This is a genomic window from Rhizobium sp. CFBP 13726, from assembly GCF_014841925.1.
GTDB classification, from domain to species: Bacteria; Pseudomonadota; Alphaproteobacteria; order Rhizobiales; family Rhizobiaceae; genus Neorhizobium; species Neorhizobium soli.
Map to the genome: position 1 here is coordinate 215,906 of NZ_JACYUU010000002.1, position 16,920 is coordinate 232,825.

General features: G+C 58.0%; 18 protein-coding genes. 4 read left to right on the forward strand and 14 right to left on the reverse strand.

Annotated elements, in window-relative coordinates; genetic code table 11:
- Positions 1-86 precede the first annotated feature (86 nt).
- On the forward strand, positions 87-326 hold the full coding sequence (gene rpsU / locus IFT66_RS08035) for a 30S ribosomal protein S21 (RefSeq protein WP_113112093.1): 240 nt from the start codon (positions 87-89) through the stop codon (positions 324-326).
- Positions 327-419: 93 nt separating this feature from the next.
- Here rpsU and IFT66_RS08040 read toward each other — a convergent pair whose 3' ends face one another.
- The gene (locus tag IFT66_RS08040; RefSeq protein ID WP_092664994.1) at positions 420-653 is read right to left on the reverse strand and encodes a hypothetical protein; all 234 of its coding nucleotides are present in this window, start codon (positions 651-653) and stop codon (positions 420-422) included.
- Between the two features lie 474 nt (positions 654-1,127).
- Between IFT66_RS08040 and IFT66_RS08045 the strand changes: the two genes are divergently transcribed.
- On the forward strand, positions 1,128-1,622 hold the full coding sequence (locus IFT66_RS08045; protein WP_192077277.1) for a YciE/YciF ferroxidase family protein: 495 nt from the start codon (positions 1,128-1,130) through the stop codon (positions 1,620-1,622).
- Positions 1,623-1,897: 275 nt separating this feature from the next.
- Here the strand turns inward: IFT66_RS08045 and IFT66_RS08050 are convergent, their stop codons facing one another.
- Positions 1,898-2,338 (reverse strand): response regulator, encoded by a 441-nt coding sequence (locus IFT66_RS08050; protein WP_192077278.1) that lies wholly within the window; start codon positions 2,336-2,338, stop codon positions 1,898-1,900.
- 347 nt (positions 2,339-2,685) lie between these two features.
- Here IFT66_RS08050 and IFT66_RS08055 point away from each other — a divergent pair, with 347 nt between their 5' ends.
- Positions 2,686-3,036 carry an ArsR/SmtB family transcription factor gene (locus tag IFT66_RS08055; protein WP_162728439.1) on the forward strand — a complete coding sequence of 117 codons (351 nt, stop codon included), beginning with the start codon at positions 2,686-2,688 and terminating at the stop codon, positions 3,034-3,036.
- Between the two features lie 341 nt (positions 3,037-3,377).
- Here the strand turns inward: IFT66_RS08055 and IFT66_RS08060 are convergent, their stop codons facing one another.
- Positions 3,378-3,551 carry a DUF3606 domain-containing protein gene (locus IFT66_RS08060; protein WP_092664982.1) on the reverse strand — a complete coding sequence of 58 codons (174 nt, stop codon included), beginning with the start codon at positions 3,549-3,551 and terminating at the stop codon, positions 3,378-3,380.
- Between the two features lie 114 nt (positions 3,552-3,665).
- Between IFT66_RS08060 and ligD the strand changes: the two genes are divergently transcribed.
- Positions 3,666-4,721 carry a non-homologous end-joining DNA ligase gene (gene ligD, locus IFT66_RS08065; protein ID WP_192077279.1) on the forward strand — a complete coding sequence of 352 codons (1,056 nt, stop codon included), beginning with the start codon at positions 3,666-3,668 and terminating at the stop codon, positions 4,719-4,721.
- A 178-nt stretch (positions 4,722-4,899) separates the two neighbouring features.
- On the opposite strand, the gene IFT66_RS08070 is transcribed toward ligD, so the two are convergent.
- The 11 genes from IFT66_RS08070 to IFT66_RS08120 form a co-directional block, all read right to left on the reverse strand.
- Positions 4,900-5,076: a hypothetical protein gene (locus IFT66_RS08070; RefSeq protein WP_162728438.1), complete on the reverse strand. Its 177-nt coding sequence runs from the start codon at positions 5,074-5,076 to the stop codon at positions 4,900-4,902.
- Between the two features lie 792 nt (positions 5,077-5,868).
- Positions 5,869-6,102 (reverse strand): hypothetical protein, encoded by a 234-nt coding sequence (locus IFT66_RS08075; protein WP_113112088.1) that lies wholly within the window; start codon positions 6,100-6,102, stop codon positions 5,869-5,871.
- A gap of 1,519 nt (positions 6,103-7,621) precedes the next feature.
- Positions 7,622-7,888: a WGR domain-containing protein gene (locus tag IFT66_RS08080; protein ID WP_092664966.1), complete on the reverse strand. Its 267-nt coding sequence runs from the start codon at positions 7,886-7,888 to the stop codon at positions 7,622-7,624.
- Between the two features lie 274 nt (positions 7,889-8,162).
- Positions 8,163-9,371 carry a GGDEF domain-containing protein gene (locus IFT66_RS08085; RefSeq protein WP_092664963.1) on the reverse strand — a complete coding sequence of 403 codons (1,209 nt, stop codon included), beginning with the start codon at positions 9,369-9,371 and terminating at the stop codon, positions 8,163-8,165.
- A 289-nt stretch (positions 9,372-9,660) separates the two neighbouring features.
- Entirely contained in the window at positions 9,661-10,014 is a 354-nt protein-coding gene (locus IFT66_RS08090) for a hypothetical protein (RefSeq protein ID WP_092664961.1), read from the reverse strand.
- A gap of 651 nt (positions 10,015-10,665) precedes the next feature.
- Positions 10,666-11,409 (reverse strand): hypothetical protein, encoded by a 744-nt coding sequence (locus IFT66_RS08095; RefSeq protein ID WP_192077280.1) that lies wholly within the window; start codon positions 11,407-11,409, stop codon positions 10,666-10,668.
- Positions 11,402-13,471 (reverse strand): ATP-binding protein, encoded by a 2,070-nt coding sequence (locus IFT66_RS08100; protein WP_192077281.1) that lies wholly within the window; start codon positions 13,469-13,471, stop codon positions 11,402-11,404. The genes IFT66_RS08095 and IFT66_RS08100 overlap by 8 nt, the downstream gene beginning before the upstream one ends.
- Positions 13,471-13,842, reverse strand: a complete 372-nt coding sequence (locus IFT66_RS08105; RefSeq protein WP_113489997.1) for a hypothetical protein — start codon at positions 13,840-13,842, stop codon at positions 13,471-13,473. The genes IFT66_RS08100 and IFT66_RS08105 overlap by 1 nt, the downstream gene beginning before the upstream one ends.
- Positions 13,843-13,930: 88 nt before the next feature.
- Complete coding sequence (locus IFT66_RS08110) at positions 13,931-14,893, reverse strand: hypothetical protein (RefSeq protein WP_192077282.1); 963 nt, start codon at positions 14,891-14,893, stop codon at positions 13,931-13,933.
- Between the two features lie 139 nt (positions 14,894-15,032).
- Positions 15,033-15,185, reverse strand: coding sequence for a hypothetical protein (locus IFT66_RS08115; RefSeq protein WP_162759575.1), 153 nt, complete (start codon positions 15,183-15,185; stop codon positions 15,033-15,035).
- Between the two features lie 377 nt (positions 15,186-15,562).
- Positions 15,563-16,792 (reverse strand): hypothetical protein, encoded by a 1,230-nt coding sequence (locus IFT66_RS08120; RefSeq protein WP_162759576.1) that lies wholly within the window; start codon positions 16,790-16,792, stop codon positions 15,563-15,565.
- Positions 16,793-16,920 lie beyond the last annotated feature (128 nt).

Below are 16,920 nucleotides of genomic sequence, written 5' to 3' on the forward strand. Positions count from 1 at the left end.
CTGGACAAGGATCACGTCAAGATTGAATCCCCTTCAGGTATGTGGCTATAGAGATCGGTCGACAGAGCAGCGCTTCGGGAGCAACCATGCTGATACAGGTCAGAGACAACAACGTGGATCAGGCGCTGCGCGTTCTGAAGAAGAAGCTACAGCAGGAAGTCGTGCTGCGGGAGATGCGACGTCGCGAGCACTACGAGAAGCCATGCGAAAAACGTGCGCGAGAGAAGGCCGAAGGTATTCGTCGTGCCCGAAAGCTCGCGCAGAAGAAGCTGAACCGGGAGCTCGGCATAGTCCCTGCGAAGTCGAAGCCGGCCCGAGGGCAGTAAGCGCTCCCGCGCCAATGCACCCCTATTGTACTCGTCGAGTTAGCTGCCGCATATGACTGTCTGCGCGAAGAAGCTTCCATGGCGGACCAGCACTTATTTCGCCAACAGACGTCTCGATGCGAACACTGCATCCATCGCTTCCACGACCGCCTGCTCTACCGACTTCTCGAAGATTACTTCCGGTCTGGTCGCCAGAGCCAGAAATGTCGCTTCGATAAGGGCTTCTTTCTCCGGTCCCGCCAGATGGTATCTAAGCGCGAATCGCCCAAGCAGGGATTGAAGCACGAGCTTGTCGTTGTCCGAAAGACTACGCACGGACCTATTCATTCGAACCTCCCAGGCTACGTCCTCCCGACATCGCCCTTCCACTCAAGACCTGCAATCTACAATAAACGTCGATCGCCACAAGCCCGATGCGGGACGACCGGCAATCGACGACTTAGCCTTTCGACCGCCGCACGGGCTCCAGTTGCTGTGCGGACCGGCACACCGTCTAATGCCTCCTAGCAGCGATTGAGTACGATTTTCCATGCCGGCGAGCTAGCGATTGCTCCAACGCTCTCTAGTCGCTCCCGCCGTGAACGACTTGGCTAGCAGACGCGGAACATATCGAATTCCGATGGGTTTCTCCTGCGGCCACGAGGCGGCAACCATGACAGACCTAGACGAAATCATAATTATGATCGCCGGGGAATGTCAGTCGTCTCGTTCGGCATTCCCGCCACCAAGTGACGGGTGAGCCAAAGCGGCCGCCGGAATTCCCGGCGGCTTTCTTTCCCCTATCGAGAACGGAACAGAACCATGGCCGACACCAAAAATCTCGCAGACCTTTTTCATGACACGCTCAAAGACGTGTACTTCGCCGAAAAGAAGATCGTCGATACCCTACCGTTGATGAACGAAGCTGCCAAGAATGGAAGCCTCAAAGATGCTTTCACCCAGCACCTCGCCGAAACTAAGGTTCACATCGAGCGGCTGGAACAGGTATTCAAGATCATTGGCAAGGATCCTGAGCCGAAGACATGCGCCGCTATCCTCGGCATCACCGACGAAGGCGACGAGATCATGAAGGAATATGCGGGTTCCCCCGCGCTGGACGCAGGGCTCCTGGCTGCGGCGCAGGCTGTAGAGCATTACGAAATGTCGCGCTATGGGACATTGCGGACTTGGGCGCTGGAGCTCGGCTTAAGTGATGCGGCCAGCCTTCTTCAGACAACGCTGGACGAAGAGCAGGCGACCGACTTGACTCTGACTTCGATCGCGACATCTGTCGTCAATCAGAACGCCGAAGGCTGATACGAACTCTACGAGGAAGAGGGGCAGCAGCACAGTGCAGCCCCGCTTCCTCACGGACCAGTAAAGACGCACCAAGCCGCGAGACCACTCATGCCGGACTTCGGGAAAGCCATAATAAGGTACCGAGGTTCCGGGGGAAGACTGCCTCTCGGCTCGCCGGGATGAATGACGGCGAGCCAGTTTCGCCCACACTCTCGCAACGTCCAGCGAACTCCCACGAAGGTTCCTGCAGATTTGTCCATCCCGACGCGCCGGCGGGTGGTTTTCGCGGCACTTCAACGTACAGGTTCCACCTGGCGATCGGACGCCTCCTGGTACGCACGGGGACCCCGATCATCTACACGTCTGCGATCGGCGCCGAACAACTGGACGACCCGCTCGAGATCGTAAAGTTTCGGAATGAACTCGACATGGTCGGCAAGGTCCGCTGCTTCCGGTCGTACTCTCGCAGGCGTCACGACCGTGCGAATTTTTGGCCATCGGCTGCACACCAGACAGGACAGCGCCAACGCATCGAGCCTGCCGGGCATGTTGACGTCGGTGAACACGATGTCGATATCGCTTTGGGACGAGAGAAGCGACAGCGCATCGTCCCATGTGAGGGCCTCTATCGGCTCGAACCCGCATTCTCCGAAATAGTCGGCGAAGGTCATTAGTATCAAGGGTTCGTCGTCGACGACAAGGACAACGGTCTTACCGGTCACGGTCTCGGTCATCTAACATTCAGTCTGGCGCCGCGGGGACCGCTGTTCCCGACATCTTCGATCCGCGGGCCGCGGTTTCTAGCAACACGGTTCTCGAAGCATGAGCTGCAGCTTCGCGGAACTTCAATGCCAGTCTGCTTGGATTTTTTTGTTGCCGAGTTTCGTTGCGGAACGAAATCCGCTCGGTTCTGTCCTCCCGCCACATGAGAGCGGGGGATGGCGTCGCGAGTTTCACGACGTCGTATCGCAACTCCTAACGTTCCATATGGCGGACGTCGAAAACGACGACCTAATCAGCCACATCAACGGCAGACCGACACCCCAACCGGAAAGATTGTCGTGCGCCAGGAGAGACCAGATTGCATACCACGAAGCTTTCGGACGCGGAGATCGCCATGGCCGCGTGCCTCCTGACCGCCATGGGCAACAGGAAGCGTATGCTCATACTCGATATCGTCAGCAAAAACGAGACGTCGGTCGGCAAGCTGGCGGTCATGTTGGGCATGGGACAATCGGCGCTGTCACAGCAGCTGACGATACTGAAAAACGCGGAGCTGGTGCAGACCCGACGCGATGGGCACACCATCTACTACAGAACCGATTCCAAACAGGTCAGGATGATCCTTGCGACGCTCTACGAGCTTTTCGATATCGCAGTCCCCTCGCCTCGCGACGGAGAGATAGCGAACGAGATCCTCGTCACGGGATAAGCGGGGAAGGACGATAACCGGGAATATCGGCATGAACATCATCGGGGACGACTTCTACCCCCTCTAACGGTTGCCCGTCGTGAGAACCATAGACGGCTGGCACTAATGCCTCCGACGGCCAGCGAGCACGGCGACATGGACCAGGACAGCTGTCGAAAGCAGGATCGAAGAAACCAGCGCCGCGACCGATAGCAGTCCCCGGTTTGTGATCTCTACCTCCGCCCTTAGGCCGCTATGCCTGGTTACCATTAACGAGACTTCGGCTCTCTGGACATCATGGATCGGCGAGACACACGGGGCCTGATGCTTCTTCTGATCAACGACATTTGGCCCGCCATCTCTCATTTCTTCAGCTTGTCCTCGACCTTGGCACGGCTGTTGCCGGCTTCCTTTACTGTCTCCTTGACCTTCGCCTTGGACACGCCTTCCTTCTTCGCCTCGTATGCGACCTCGTGGTCCTGCCCTGCGGCGACCCGTGTGCTGTCTTGATTGCGCCCGCGTGTTGTCGTTGCCATCTGAGCCTCCCTGGTTTGAGTGGTCACCGATAACTGTGAAGGATTCGCGAAGTTCCCTGACAGGTGAAGTACGAGCCGGCCGTTCTTTAACCTTTCCGTGGTCTCCTTGCGATCATGGCAAGGAAACCCTCGGATCGCCCAAGACCTCAGAGCCTGAAAATCGAGCCCGACGCGCCGTTACGCGGGGGCCGACGGAAGCCACGCGATCCAAGCCAGCCACAGCTACCACTCGACCCCATGCCCGCCCGCGTCGAGCCTTGTCTCGCGCTTTTGACAAGCAAGCCGCCGGAGGGCCCGGCGTGGGGCTACGAGGTGAAGTGGGACGGTTACCGTGTCGCCGTGCATGTTGAACTCGGCGGCAAGGTCCGCATTCTGACGCGCGGCGGACACGACTGGACCGACCGATTTCCAACCATCGCAAAGGCTGTCAGGGAGCTCGGTCCGGGGACGATGATACTGGACGGTGAGGCTGTCATCCTAGACGAACAGGGGCGAAGCGACTTCAACCTGCTCGTGGCGTCTCTCGGCGGTCGAGGGGGCACGAAGGTGTCGTCGGACACAGTGCTGTATGCATTCGATCTTCTTTATCTCGACGGTCACGACATATCGATGCTGTCTCTTGAGGAGCGTCGCATGCTCCTAGATCCGCTGTGGAGCAACGCCTCGGGCGCGATCCGGCTTTCCGAGATGTTCGAAACCGACGGAGCCTCCCTGTTCTCGAGTGCGGCGGAGCTCGGCCTCGAAGGAATCGTTGCGAAGAGGCTCGACGCGCCCTACAGGCCGGGCCGTGGTGGCGACTGGCGCAAGATCAAATGCGTTCAGGCCGACACCTTCGTCGTCATCGGTTACGAGCCTTCCACTTCGTCCACGGGCGCCATCGGCAGCCTGATGCTCGCGGCACGCAAGGGCGACGATCTGCTCTACGTCGGAAACGTCGGGACAGGTTTTTCGGATGCGGTCGCGCGTCGGCTTAGGAAAGAGCTCGACGCGATCGCTACGAAGCGACCGATAACCCGCGTGAAGGCAAAGTCGGCCGTTTACGTCGAGCCGATCATCGCCGCCGAAATCGAATACCGCGCGTGGACAGGCGATGGAAAACTCCGACATGCATCGTTTAAGGGCGTAAGGGAAGCTTCGGACGAAATCACGATCTACGAAGTCAAAGACTGATCGCTGAATTCGGCAGGCCACTTATCGGCTGGCGCCTTCTCGACAGCAACAGCCAGCTGGTGTTCCTCCTCCAGCGTCGACAGACGCATTCGCGGCATCGATTTCGAATAGCCAACGGACGGCCAACGCACCGTCTACCGTCAGCGCCTTCAAGTGTCCGAACCGGCAGTCGCTGTCCTCAGTCGCAAGTTGACAATTCGTTTTCCAGCTCGAGAAGCCTTGTTCTGTGGCACGAAAGGAAAAATGAATTCTGAGGATCACCCTCGCCGGCAAACCCATGAGCGGCCTCGTATTGCTGGATGATCTCCCGCAGTTCTTGGTGGTCTTTTTCCGGCTTTGCCCTGACGATATCCATGCGACGCTCCTTATCGCAGCTGAGAATTTGCAGCGAGCGAAATTGTTCCAACGGCAACGCCGTATGGATAACAGGTCATAATCGCAGCCGAGCTGTGTCGTTGCCCATCTACAGGTTACGCCGGATTACTTGGAAAGCAGGCGCTACGACCCGATATCCAGCACCGCAGCCATTGGCGCTTCGAACGTCGCCATGAACCCCGTAGGACGATAAGACTTCTCGACGTCCCGTGTCCCAGCGTTCGCCGTCCTGATCAGCCTCGATCCAAATCCGCGCCGGATCGGCTCGGAGACGTGAGGTCCGCCGCTCTCGGGAATTTATCCCGTCGACACCGCCCCCATGCGGAGACCGAATTTGGTCATCATCAGACTTCCTGGAGACAGTGCTTGACGAAGTACGCTAATCGCCTCTCTTTCTCGCGGCCTACCAAGAGCTCCTGGTAGTGATTTCGAAGACCTTCTGCTGTGATCGAACCCACAATCCACTTTTCGAGAGCGTCTAGGTACGTGGGATCGTCCTCGAATTGCAATCCAAGTGCGTGGGCTCTGTTTCGGACCGCTTCGACTATCTCGCGGCGTCTCTCAGTCGTCATATGAACCTCAATGTTTCGCTGACGATAGCAACACTCGTCGAAAATGACAGTAACTCACGATTGTACGGGATCGTACCATGGGCTCTGAAGGGGAACGTCTCTGGCTAGAGATGCTTAAGTCTCAGCGGTCGTAAGGTCCGCCGCCTAAAGCGACCGCAGAGCAGGCGACATTCTCAATCGGAGTGTCGCCTGTTTGCTCCTCATGACAGGAAGCCAGGCGCGTACTGAACTGAGAAGGTGAACCCTAGTACCGCTATAAGTCCCCGCGAGGCGTCAGACACCGTTATGGTGATGCTCTCTGCAGGTGGAAACTTACGAGCCACAAAAATGGCTAACGCGTTATAACCATCGTTCACTGCCGTGTGGGCATTCGCGACGTCAATCTCGACCTCTGCCTCGACACCGTCCTGAATATGCAGAATGAACTTTGGCATGCCATCTCCAGAAATTTAAGATTTCAAGGATGGTCATGAAAACTATCGCTACGCCACAGAATTCCGTACTTTCGCGCCTCAAAACCGTTGGCGGCCGGTTTTCGTGCAAAGATGACGGGGAGTGAATTAATCAGTGTCATTGTCGGGCATGCTCCAGACTAGATGAAGCCCTACGAGCATCTGACATTCAGCCCATGGGCGGCGTACCGGCTCAACGGTACTGGCTGGTCCTTCTGGTTTACGCGTAAGGACGTCGTTAATATCTTCCATTTGGACCATCACCTGCGTTGAACGCTCACTCTCGGGTGAATTTCGGCCGTCATCCCCTCGCCGCTCCATAGCTGAGAACGACGATGCCGTCCTTAGTTGCTCGTGCAGAAAGGACGCATCAGCCATAACTTCACGTAAGGCTGCTACGGCATGGCCGTGGTACGCAGCGAGGATAACTTCTACCAGATCGGTCTCAATCTCATCAGGCGCGTTGGCTTGGGTAGTGTGTATCATCTTCAAACCTGACGTGAGTTGGTTTTGTTCGTGCTATGTTCTCACGCCTCTGATGAACGGAGTCCCCACTATCGACGAGGGAAGTCACAACAGAGGCGGAGCTGAATTGCTCTCGTCACGCCATCAGACTGTAGGGGAATCTATCGTGCTACTTCAAGGCTCGGGTACGCCAATGCGAGTGCGACCTGTCTCACCAAAATGATCAAGCCGTTAGGGGTCCTTGCACTGGTTCGCTTAGCCAGATTCTCGCTGCATGTGGGCTGCCTTGGTATCCGGCTCCAACGACATGCGGCAGGCTGCGATTTGTCGGAGTGTCCAAAGCATGGAACCAGCCATCGACATCCGAGTTCATCGCATTGGACGGCTGCGCTACCGGCGACATCGAGCGCTAGGCCAAAGCCTTCCGGCTCATAGCGCGGCGTACTCCATACTCTATTGGAAGTATCAGTGGCAGCCGATCCGCACTTTCACGAGAACTCGCTTACGCAGCGAGGCTTGGCGGTGTACCAGAAGCAGCTTTCTTCAAAAGCTCGCACAACACAGCGAACCGTCGGTCAGCTTTCGCTAACACGCTTGCGTCCGCAATCGGTAGTTCGATTACGCAGTGGAGCGAACGAGCGAGACTTCGAGCCGCCTTCCGAATCTCCGGAGAAGCCAAAGTTCCGGCCTCCCCGATCTCCATAGCGATTGCATACATTTGCCTATGGCTTTTTGCTTCGAAAGCCGCTGCGAGCCATAATCTCAAATGATCGTTGGTCATAAGCGACTGTACGCCCCAATCCGAGATTGGTTGCAAGATATGTGGTACGTAGTCAACCTAACGTTAACCCATGCGTCGAACGCTCATCGGCGAGACGCGACTGCTATCATGGCAGTCAAGCCAATCATAAGCGCTGCCCGGGTCTGAAAAACCGAATGCGTGAATGTCATCATTCAGCCGAACTGCAGCTCGCCGAGACACAAGCTTTGATCGTTCGAAACAATTTCGGTTTGGCTGCTTTCGGGCAATAGTGGATCAGTGGATTCGTGCATCTCGCAAAGGCGACGGTTGATATCCTCGGCCGCGCTTTTGCCTCACCATGTCCAGGAAGTGCTGTAACGCCTGAGACTGTTCAGCGAACAGGTCGATCCTGAGGCGACCACGGCCCCCTACCCTCCCCCAGCCACGTTCTACCGCGTAGTCTCCGAACAAGGTGGGCTCGATCGACACTCTGTAGAAGCGGCACATGTTGCGACTGTTATCGATGCGGACGAGGTGAACCTGAAACTGTTGGGTGCTCATAGCAGTCAGACTGAGAGATAACCCAATCCAGGTCCAACGACAGTTTTGAATCGGTAAGACGTGATCGATTCACAACGTGAATGTCGGGATCTGGAACCCGCCAGCGCAAAAGCCTCCGGCGCTCATGTCGGAATCGAAGCTGGCGAGAATGGAAGGTCCGGGACCCCTGCAAATTTTCCCTGGGATTTCGAAATTCCTGGGCGAGCTTTCCAAGCTTTCTTTCTTACTCAAACTTTACTCTAATACATCATCGAACCCTATTCCCGGAAGAGCCTTACTGCCCCGCGACAAGGCGGGTTGGCGGACGACGCTGCTGTGGGGTACTTGGCTGCGTCGTCGTCGGGGTTCGAAACTGTTGGCTGGAGACAACTTTATTCCGCCCGGATGACTTTGCAGCATAGAGGGCATGATCAGCCAGACCGAAGGCGCGGTGGAGACCCTGAGGTTCTTCGAGAACGGCTGCAAGGCCACAGCTTACGGTAAATGCGCGATCGATTCCGAGACTTGCCCAGTCACCATGCTCGAACGATACTCTGACGAGATTGCCGATGGTCATGGCAGCTTTTAGGGATGCATTGGGCAGGTAGGCGATAAACTCTTCTCCACCTGCCCTCGCGCTATATCCCGACGTCCCGACGGTTTGCCGCAAAACATCGGCCAGCATGACGATCGCCCGGTCGCCGGTTGCATGTCCATACGTGTCATTGACCTGCTTGAAGTGATCGATGTCGAAGATCAGCGCGACTCCGTACGGCGTGTTGCTCCCGAACTTTCTTTCTATGGCCTTCTCAAAGCCGCGACGGTTGGGGAGGGTGGTCAGATGATCTTTCTCTGCATCGCTGCGGTGGCTGTCGATGGCAGCCGAGGCGATTGCACCAAGTGCGGTGAAGGGGAAGATCATGCAGACGGTGATCGTGGAAACGTGGACGGCTAGATTATAGGCCGAATTGGCGAAATCCCCGAGATCGTTGCTCGATTCCGTGAAGAAGGTAAAGAACACGGTTCTGAGAACGGAATCGAACACGACGATCATGCTTGCCGCCACCAGTCCGATATCGATGTAGCGAGAGGCGCGCAACGCAACGGTAACAACGGCGATCCCAAGCAGGAGCGCAAAGGCTGCATCGGTGAGAAACAATTGCCAGACGAGGCTTTGTTCGACAAACACGAGATAGGCCAGCACCGGCGTATAGACCGCTATCAGACTGCGTCTGGCAAGACGGCAATTCGGCACATCGAAATGCGATAGCAGACCGCTGCCATAGCAATAGGCGGCACCGATGAACACCATGCCGGAACTGAACGCGTCAAACATCGGATGGGTGGAAAAGGTCGACAGCACGAAGCCAAGGGCGGTCTGCGCAAACCCGGCTGCCCAATGCCAGGAGGAGATTACCCGGGCTCGCCAAAGGCACAGGAAGGTCAGCGCGACGATATTGAACAATATCGGCGGCACATAGACCATCAGATTGCTTGCCCCCATCGTGTCCACACGCCCCCGTATGCTGCCCGCAACTGATCGACACGGAGGTTGTAGTGTCGAGAGGTTAAGCTTTTCCTTGCTTGCGGGATATCGGCCGGGCCGTGAACTCGCCGGCGGGTCTGACAAATGACCTGGAAATCTGACGCGGTCAGTCTTGATGACAGGTCTGCGAAATGACAGTCAGGGCTTCAAAATAATCGATTCCGGCGCAAACGCCGTTATAGGGAGTAATGGGGGGAATACGCCAATAAATACCGAACGTCGTTTGCATAGAGAGCGCTATAGGCACTCAGGATGGATCGTCGCCGGGTTCGCCAGGTTCCTTGCGTTCGAGGTGGCGTTTGGGCCGAAACGGAAACAGGCCATCGGCATATTTGCGGATCAGGCCGTCGATGACGTCATAGCTTTCGCGATCGTCAAAACCTTGGGCCTCCAGACCAGTGACGATATCCCTTGAGATCTCTTCGAGGAAGGCGGGGCCTGCCACATCTCCGCTCTTGTGCGCATCAGAGATCGTTTTCCACAAAAGCATCCGGGCAACATCGTCACGTGTCGGTCGGCGCAGGTCCTTGGCCTTGTCGCGCACGCTCTGCTGTCGCGTCCGCTGCTCGGCCGTCTTCGTCCGTTTCGATTTGGCGGCCATGCCTTGAGGTCTCCGGCGGCTGGTTGAGGATCACACCATACCGCTCCGCCAATGTTGACAAAACGGAACGGCACGCTCCCCGCTATAGCGAGACCTCCTTTAAAATCTCTCAAGCAAGGCATACCCGAGGTGGTGGTTACCGGAGGTGGTGATTGCCACACGCGGCGGAACACGCGCACCCGTGGCGCGACACCACCCGCCGCTGCAATCGACATTTTCGAGCGGTGAATCGCAAATTCCGTGTCTGGAATCGCGGGATGGTAAATTGAGATGATGTCTGTCGATTTGCCCACAACGTGTCTCGAAGTGCTGGCAGTTCGCCGGGGACTGGACACAGCCTGCACTGGATTTTGGGTAACGCGGATGACGTTGCGGTTCATGCGGGATGATGCGGTATCTCCTGCCAGCCCTGCCAACTATCGTCGTGGCTAAGCCGGTGCTTCTGTCAAACGCTCGATCCCGAACGTGCCTTTGTGGATGCCGTCGGAATCGCAAATGGTGAGGTCGGAATCGAAATCGCAGACTTCTGAATCGATGACCATGAGGCACGAATCGAAAATCCGGACTTTCGAAACAAAAATGCCGAGTTTTGAATCGACGTCCCGTCATCTGGAATCGAGGTTCCGCAGCCTTTGGACCGCAATGCGCTCACTATGGTTCCAGCATTCCTGGCTCTGCCAGTCCAAGCACCTGCCGGATCTCGCGCCCCTCCATGACACCTCTTTCCTGTAACCGACTGGCAATCTCCAGCAAATCGTTGCAGTGGCTCGTCAACAACTCCAAGGCCAGTGTCTCGGCTGAGATCAGACGCTCGTTGACCCGTGCTGCCAGTTCCCGATCGAGGCTGAGAAGATCGAGACTGCCGGAGGGATTGCGATAAAGAAGCGGATTGATCCTGGAAAATCCGAGCCTCGTCTCGGCCGCCAGAGCATAGTCCGTCGCCTGGGCCAGGTCGCTTGTGTCATCGCCACCGGCTCCGGCAACCACATCGCCAAGCACCATCCGTTCGCTGACCCTCCCCCCAAGCAGGCAGGCCATCGTTTGCCTCAGCCAGGTCTCGGTCTGGGCCATATCGTTTCGGCGGCGCGTCAGCACCTGCCCCAGATTTTCCACGCCGACGGTGACGGACAACACCTCACCGACGCCCAGCAAAGACCAGGCGATGGCATGTCCCGCTTCATGCAGGCAAACGCGCCAGAGGACATCGTCAGGCATTCGCTTGCGTCTCCCCTGAAGCGCGATATCCAGATCCTGCCAGGTCAGCAGTCGCCTTTGCCGTCTGGCAGACTGGCGGGCTTCGCGCACCAGTCGTTCGATATCGGCTCCGGTCTGCCCGAGGGCTCGAACCGCAAGCGGCCGCAGTCCGGCATATGTCGATCTGGTCATGTCAGTCATGGAGAGGCCTCCTGTTCTGGTCGATGGCATTGTCAATATCCGGGTCTGCCGTACCCTCCGACGGTGGCTGGCGCACTTTGATGGGAGTGGCGTTCTTCGCTGCCGGCGGGCGCAATAGGGATTGGCCTGATCGGCTCGTCGGGATTGCCACGGGTACGGTGGTCAGAACATGATCGAGATCACCACCAAGGTGATGTGCCAGGATGCCTGTCAGTGCATCGACATCGGGCATCGGGATAACGATGTGCTTTTCCAGTCGCCCGGAGCGCAACAGCGCCGGATCGATCCGCTCGGGGAAGTTCGTCGCCGCAACGACGATCACGCCTTCGGATTTTAAGGCACCGTCGAGCAGCTCCAGCAGGCGGTTGACCAGCGAGGTCCAGTAATCGTCATAGGCGCGATTGCGATCGCCTCCCCCTACCCGGCTGCCAATGCCATCCAGCTCATCGACCAGCAGGATACACGGGGCGTTGGCTCGCGCGGTCTTGAATGCCGCCGACATGCGCTGCAGGACATCGCCGAGATATCCGGGCTCAAGCCATGACGTCACCGAACTGATCACCAGCGGCACGCGCAGCGAATTGCACAATGCCCGTGCAAACGTCGTCTTTCCGGTCCCGGGCGGGCCGGACAACAAAATTTTGGTGCTCATGTCGCTCCAGTCGATCTCTCCTGCCCGCCATTCAACGAGATCTGTCTTCAGATCCAACGCCCAGGATGTCGCATCTCCATAACCGGCCAGCGTTTCGACACGGAGTGCCGGAGCAGGTCGTTTGCGAACAAATCCCGCAGACGAACCGGTCGAACCAAGGCTCGTGGCTGGTTCTTGCTCCTCAGTGATCACGTCGGGCTGGATCATATCGACAGAGACCTGTGTGTCCGTGGCCGTCCTCTTGCCCCCTGCACTCTTGCGGTGTTGTGTTTCACTGTCGCCATTTGCTTCGTCCTCACTGGCGATCGGGCGGGCCAGGATTTCGAGCGCAGTGAGGATGGTGTCGACAGAGCGTCCTTGCCGGACTGCCAATGTCAGATCGTCGAGATGCAGACGCGACAGATCGAACGGTGTCTGGCGGAACTGCCGGAGCGTTTCTTCAACCGGGATGCCGCAGCAGATCGACAACAGCGAAGCGAGGAAGTCTTCATCGAGCGGTCCGCATTCCAGAACAAGATCGGCTGTCTCGACAATACCGGACATCAGCGCAGTGTCGGTTTCGTCCGCGATCATCACCGGCAGATGCGTTTCGCACAAAATGTTGCTGATCTGCCGACGCACCATCGCTTCCTTCGATTTGGCGATCGCCTTGCCCGACGCGACCGCGACCTTTCGGCGTTTCTTGGCCCTTCGCTTTTCGTCATAGCAGTTGGAAAGCGAGATCAGGTGAAACAGGTCCGCGAGCTTTGCCCAGAAAGGCACGATAATGCCCTCCTCCAATGCCTGGCCAAACCGATGCTCGAACCCGCCGACCGGCGCCTTGATCAGGATGAAGGGGTCCGGTCGCGACAGAGCGTCCCGAAGGTCGGCCATTCCCGCAAGACTTGATCCGACGGCGCGGGCAACGAGCAAGGCGACCGTAACCCTGGTGACGTCAGGCGGTGGAAGAAATGAACGCACCAGTGACAAGAGTGGTCGACTGTCGGACGCGCCACCACTCACCGGACGCACGGGCTCATGGTGGAAAGCACGAGCAGCGGCGACGATTGCACGTCGTGCCGGCCTCTCGTCGGCCGGATCCGGCTCGTAGGGGATGCCGACGATCTGATCTGCCGGGTCAGTCCCACCATCATATGCCTGCGTACCCGTTTGTGAGGATTTCAACAAGCGGGCCACAACCTGGCGGTCCCGCTCAGGATCGCCGGTCAGAAGATTGCGTGGGTCTGCGGCGGCCCAAAGGTTGGTCTTCGCTCCACCGAACTCGCCGATCGTGTGCATATCCAGTAGCTCGACGTTCGCGGCGCTGGCATAAAGATCGAGAATGGCCAGGCGGCGGATGCGGCGCAGGAAAAAGCGCAGCAGTCGTTGTTCAAGGGTTTCTGCCGCGCGAGGCGTGATGTTGCCAACCATCAAGCGCCCTCCCCGTTCAGCTCCGGCAGATCTACAAACCTGGCATTTCCGGTCAGCCATTCGCGCACCATGATCGCGGAGGCATCGCCACGGTCGCATTCCTGCACCAGCCAATGCCGTAGTTGCGTGGGCAGACTGGCCATGCTGATGCCGCGGCGGCGGGCAAAGCGGATCGAAGCGCCGACCACGGCGGCCACATGCAGCGCCCGGTCTTCGTCGGTCTCGACCAGAGCCCCGACCGCGAACTCGATCGCAGCAGTATTGGAGGTCAGACCCGCGATGTATTCAGCTCCGGATGTGTTTGCGGTTTCGGTCTGGGGCTGGCGACGGCGCTGGCCCGGAAACTCGATGATGTTGGTCGGTGTCGTCATGTTGACGTCTCCCATTGGCCGGATGCTGCCCGCATCCCGGCTGAAGCCTGACGGAAAAGGTATGGGTCGGTGCGGTCTCAGCCGTCGGTCACCGCAACCCTGAGCCCGGAACTTTCGCAAAGCCGATACGCGGCATCGTCGCGTGCCCGGCAGTTTTTGCCGGATCGTCATCGTTGGCGGGGCCAAGCGCGGCCGATGATGTTCGCTCATTGGTTTCGTCTGCTGTGGCAGCCCCCTGCCCGCCCCCGCCCGAACGGAGATCCGGCCCGCTGTGAAGCTGTCGTGCCTCTGTCCAGTTCGCGGTGATCTTGTCGCGGAACAGTTCGCGCAGTCGCGTCATCGCTGCACCGGCGCCGTTGATCTCGAGCAGATGATCGAGGTGTCCCAGCGGCCAGATGCCGCCATCGATATCCGTCCTCTGGCTTTCGGCATTGACGATCACTACCCTGACGTCTTCTGCCACCAGACGCCGGTGTTCCTTGTACAACAAGTCCGGAACAACAAGAGCTGCTGCCAGCATCCGGCTCTTGAGCGCTGCAATCCGCGACACCTCGTAGGACGAAAGGCTGCGCTTAACATCGATCACATGCGCAATCCTGGTCGGACGATTGAGGATCAAAAGATCCGGCGTGTAGGATTTGCGCCCGCCGCTATCGGCATCGAGCGTCAGGCTGCGATAGAGATGCACGGCATTCTTCTCGACGAGCTGCATGGCGGCCGGTGTCACGGGAAGACGCAGATTGTCGGTCAGAACGACCAGATCGGGATTGATCAATGCAATCAGGCTGATGCCGCGCTCGAGCAGCTTTCCCTCAAGGATCGGAATGGCGCGCAGGATCGCCGACATGCTGTCGATCCCTGCATCGAGGGCGCCGGCCAGCGCATCGGTCGACAGTGCCGATGTAACCTCGCTGACCAGCTGTTCGAACACGCTCGCCATCGCATCGGGATCGACACTGTGTCGATAGAGGCAGGCCGGTGATGGGGCGAGCATGGTGTTTGGAAGCTGTGGGGCGGATGACGGTGTCGCAGATGATGGTGTCGTGGTCATGGAAATCTCCTTGTGGTGAGGCGATCCGGAACCGGGCACAGGTCTGACGATGCGGAAATAATTTCCGCATCGATCGATCACGACGATCGACAGACAGACAGATGGATAAACTGGCCGGTTGGATGGCTGCGATCAGCGCTCAAGCGTGGGCGTGGGTGCCACAGCCGCAGACGATGCTGACCGGTGCGATCCGGCATGCGAGCTCGGCGGGCAGCCGGCTGGCATCGGTTTCAACAGGAGAAATCTTCAGAAATGCTTCCGGAACGGAAGCGAAGCAGTTATGGGTCGACATAGCCCAAGTCCTTCACAGCAAGGTTGCGGGTCAGGCCCTCGTTCGATGTGTCCAGCATCGGCGGGGGCCGCTAAGTAACTGCAGGAGCACGTTAATCCCGCAGTCCTGTTGATTTAGCCCGGAGAACCCGTTCCGGCAAGCCGGTAGAACGCATCCGGAACAGAAAGAGCCTTGGTATGGTTAACGGCGGACGCGGCGCGAAAATGCCCGGACACCGCGCGGGCAGCCGGGCACAAAATTCGCCATTGTCGGCACGGCGGGTCAAAGCATCTTCGACCTCAGCTCCGGCAACGAGGTCACGCTGGTGGGCAGAATTGTAGCCGCCTCATGCGCGAAAGGATCCGTTTGGAGATCTTCCGATGTACGATCCAGGTCAGTCAGACAGCGGATCCGAATTCGAGCATGACCGTCTCGCGATCCAGGCAGGCCCGAACAAAATCTCGGTGCTCGATCAACTCTGCTGAATGGGCGGTCCAGAACGGATCTGTATCCGGTCGCTCGACGATATGGGCAGTCGCATCGTTCAACGACGCCGCGGAGCCCTTTTCGCAATAGGCCTTCAAGCAGTCAGCGAGCTTCAGAACCAGACACATACGATCCGCCCCGAGGTTGATGAGATCAGCGAGACCCTCCCGGTCGGCCTTTGACATCTGCATGTCAAAGAAGTTGCCGAGGAAACGGTGTGCGTAGACAGCGGCATTCAGCGCCGTGGTATCTGTGTCGAAAAGATCAGGTCGATGCACAAGGACGCAGTCGTGTTCGAAATCGCGTTGATGCACACAGGTCTCTGACAGACCGCGACACCGCTCGATAGCAAGTTCGTGATCTGCCAGCGAGTAGATACCGAAGCTGTTGCGATGGCCGTTGAGGATATCACGCAGCAATGCGTCGCCGTCGGAAACCAGATCAACCGTCAAAGCCTTCGCGTGATAGTGCCTCCGGTTGACGAAAAGCAGAGGTTGCTTGGTTTTACAATACAGGATGTCGTCGACCACGATTAGACGATCACTGCGGTCAGCGAAGGTATCAAGCTGACTTTGGGCAATTTCGTTATCGAGATCCCGGATACCGAGACCCGGCAGGTTAAGAGTATTAGCAGGACGTTTCAGGTCAACGTCCCCATTGAATCCCACAGTACGCCACAGGTCGCGATAAACCGACCAATAGTCGGTAACGTTGATCAGCGGGCGGTTTGACGGATATTGGTGAATGCATAGTGTCGCGCCTTCCTGTGGCACATCACCGGCACTCTGGAAAAACGCGCCATTCAGCGCCCGCAGTTTACCATCAGGCAGGGTCGCGGCAATTGGTGCTTCGTCGGTGTCGATAATCGCAACGTCGATCTCTCTGGTGAGAGTGGCGGTGATGATTTTCCGATTTCGCGCCCGCCGAGGATAGCCCGTGGTGGCGACGGGAATTTCAAAGTTGATGGTGACTGGCACGGCATATTCCTTCAGCGTTTCGGCAGGTGGGGGTTGATCGAGTTGGCCCGCTTTCGGGTTTTCACGGTTCCATGCGCGGCGGCCCGCGGCTTTCCGCAAGAGCCCAGCGCATCGCGTCTCCACGTTCGAGACGAGCACCTCTTGGAGCTTGTTGGGCCATGCCACTGATCGATGTCGCCGAGGTAGGAAAGCACTGGGATCTTTTCTCCCAGCGGTTGAGCGTGTTCCACTCGCCATGGTGCTCGCAGGCTTTGAGCCCGCGAGACGATACCTTGGCAGGCTCGCGCCTCGCC

Coding starts and splice junctions, on each gene's coding strand:
- ligD (WP_192077279.1), top strand. CDS start 3,666: ATGGCAAGGAAACCCTCGGATCGCCCAAGACCTCAGAGCCTGAAAATC.
- IFT66_RS08040 (WP_092664994.1), bottom strand. CDS start 653: ATGAATAGGTCCGTGCGTAGTCTTTCGGACAACGACAAGCTCGTGCTT.
- IFT66_RS08075 (WP_113112088.1), bottom strand. CDS start 6,102: ATGCCAAAGTTCATTCTGCATATTCAGGACGGTGTCGAGGCAGAGGTC.
- IFT66_RS08070 (WP_162728438.1), bottom strand. CDS start 5,076: ATGGATATCGTCAGGGCAAAGCCGGAAAAAGACCACCAAGAACTGCGG.
- IFT66_RS08115 (WP_162759575.1), bottom strand. CDS start 15,185: ATGTCGACCCATAACTGCTTCGCTTCCGTTCCGGAAGCATTTCTGAAG.
- IFT66_RS08105 (WP_113489997.1), bottom strand. CDS start 13,842: ATGACGACACCGACCAACATCATCGAGTTTCCGGGCCAGCGCCGTCGC.
- IFT66_RS08110 (WP_192077282.1), bottom strand. CDS start 14,893: ATGACCACGACACCATCATCTGCGACACCGTCATCCGCCCCACAGCTT.
- IFT66_RS08090 (WP_092664961.1), bottom strand. CDS start 10,014: ATGGCCGCCAAATCGAAACGGACGAAGACGGCCGAGCAGCGGACGCGA.
- IFT66_RS08050 (WP_192077278.1), bottom strand. CDS start 2,338: ATGACCGAGACCGTGACCGGTAAGACCGTTGTCCTTGTCGTCGACGAC.
- IFT66_RS08060 (WP_092664982.1), bottom strand. CDS start 3,551: ATGGCAACGACAACACGCGGGCGCAATCAAGACAGCACACGGGTCGCC.
- IFT66_RS08045 (WP_192077277.1), top strand. CDS start 1,128: ATGGCCGACACCAAAAATCTCGCAGACCTTTTTCATGACACGCTCAAA.
- IFT66_RS08080 (WP_092664966.1), bottom strand. CDS start 7,888: ATGAGCACCCAACAGTTTCAGGTTCACCTCGTCCGCATCGATAACAGT.
- IFT66_RS08095 (WP_192077280.1), bottom strand. CDS start 11,409: ATGACTGACATGACCAGATCGACATATGCCGGACTGCGGCCGCTTGCG.
- IFT66_RS08085 (WP_092664963.1), bottom strand. CDS start 9,371: ATGGGGGCAAGCAATCTGATGGTCTATGTGCCGCCGATATTGTTCAAT.
- IFT66_RS08100 (WP_192077281.1), bottom strand. CDS start 13,471: ATGGTTGGCAACATCACGCCTCGCGCGGCAGAAACCCTTGAACAACGA.
- rpsU (WP_113112093.1), top strand. CDS start 87: ATGCTGATACAGGTCAGAGACAACAACGTGGATCAGGCGCTGCGCGTT.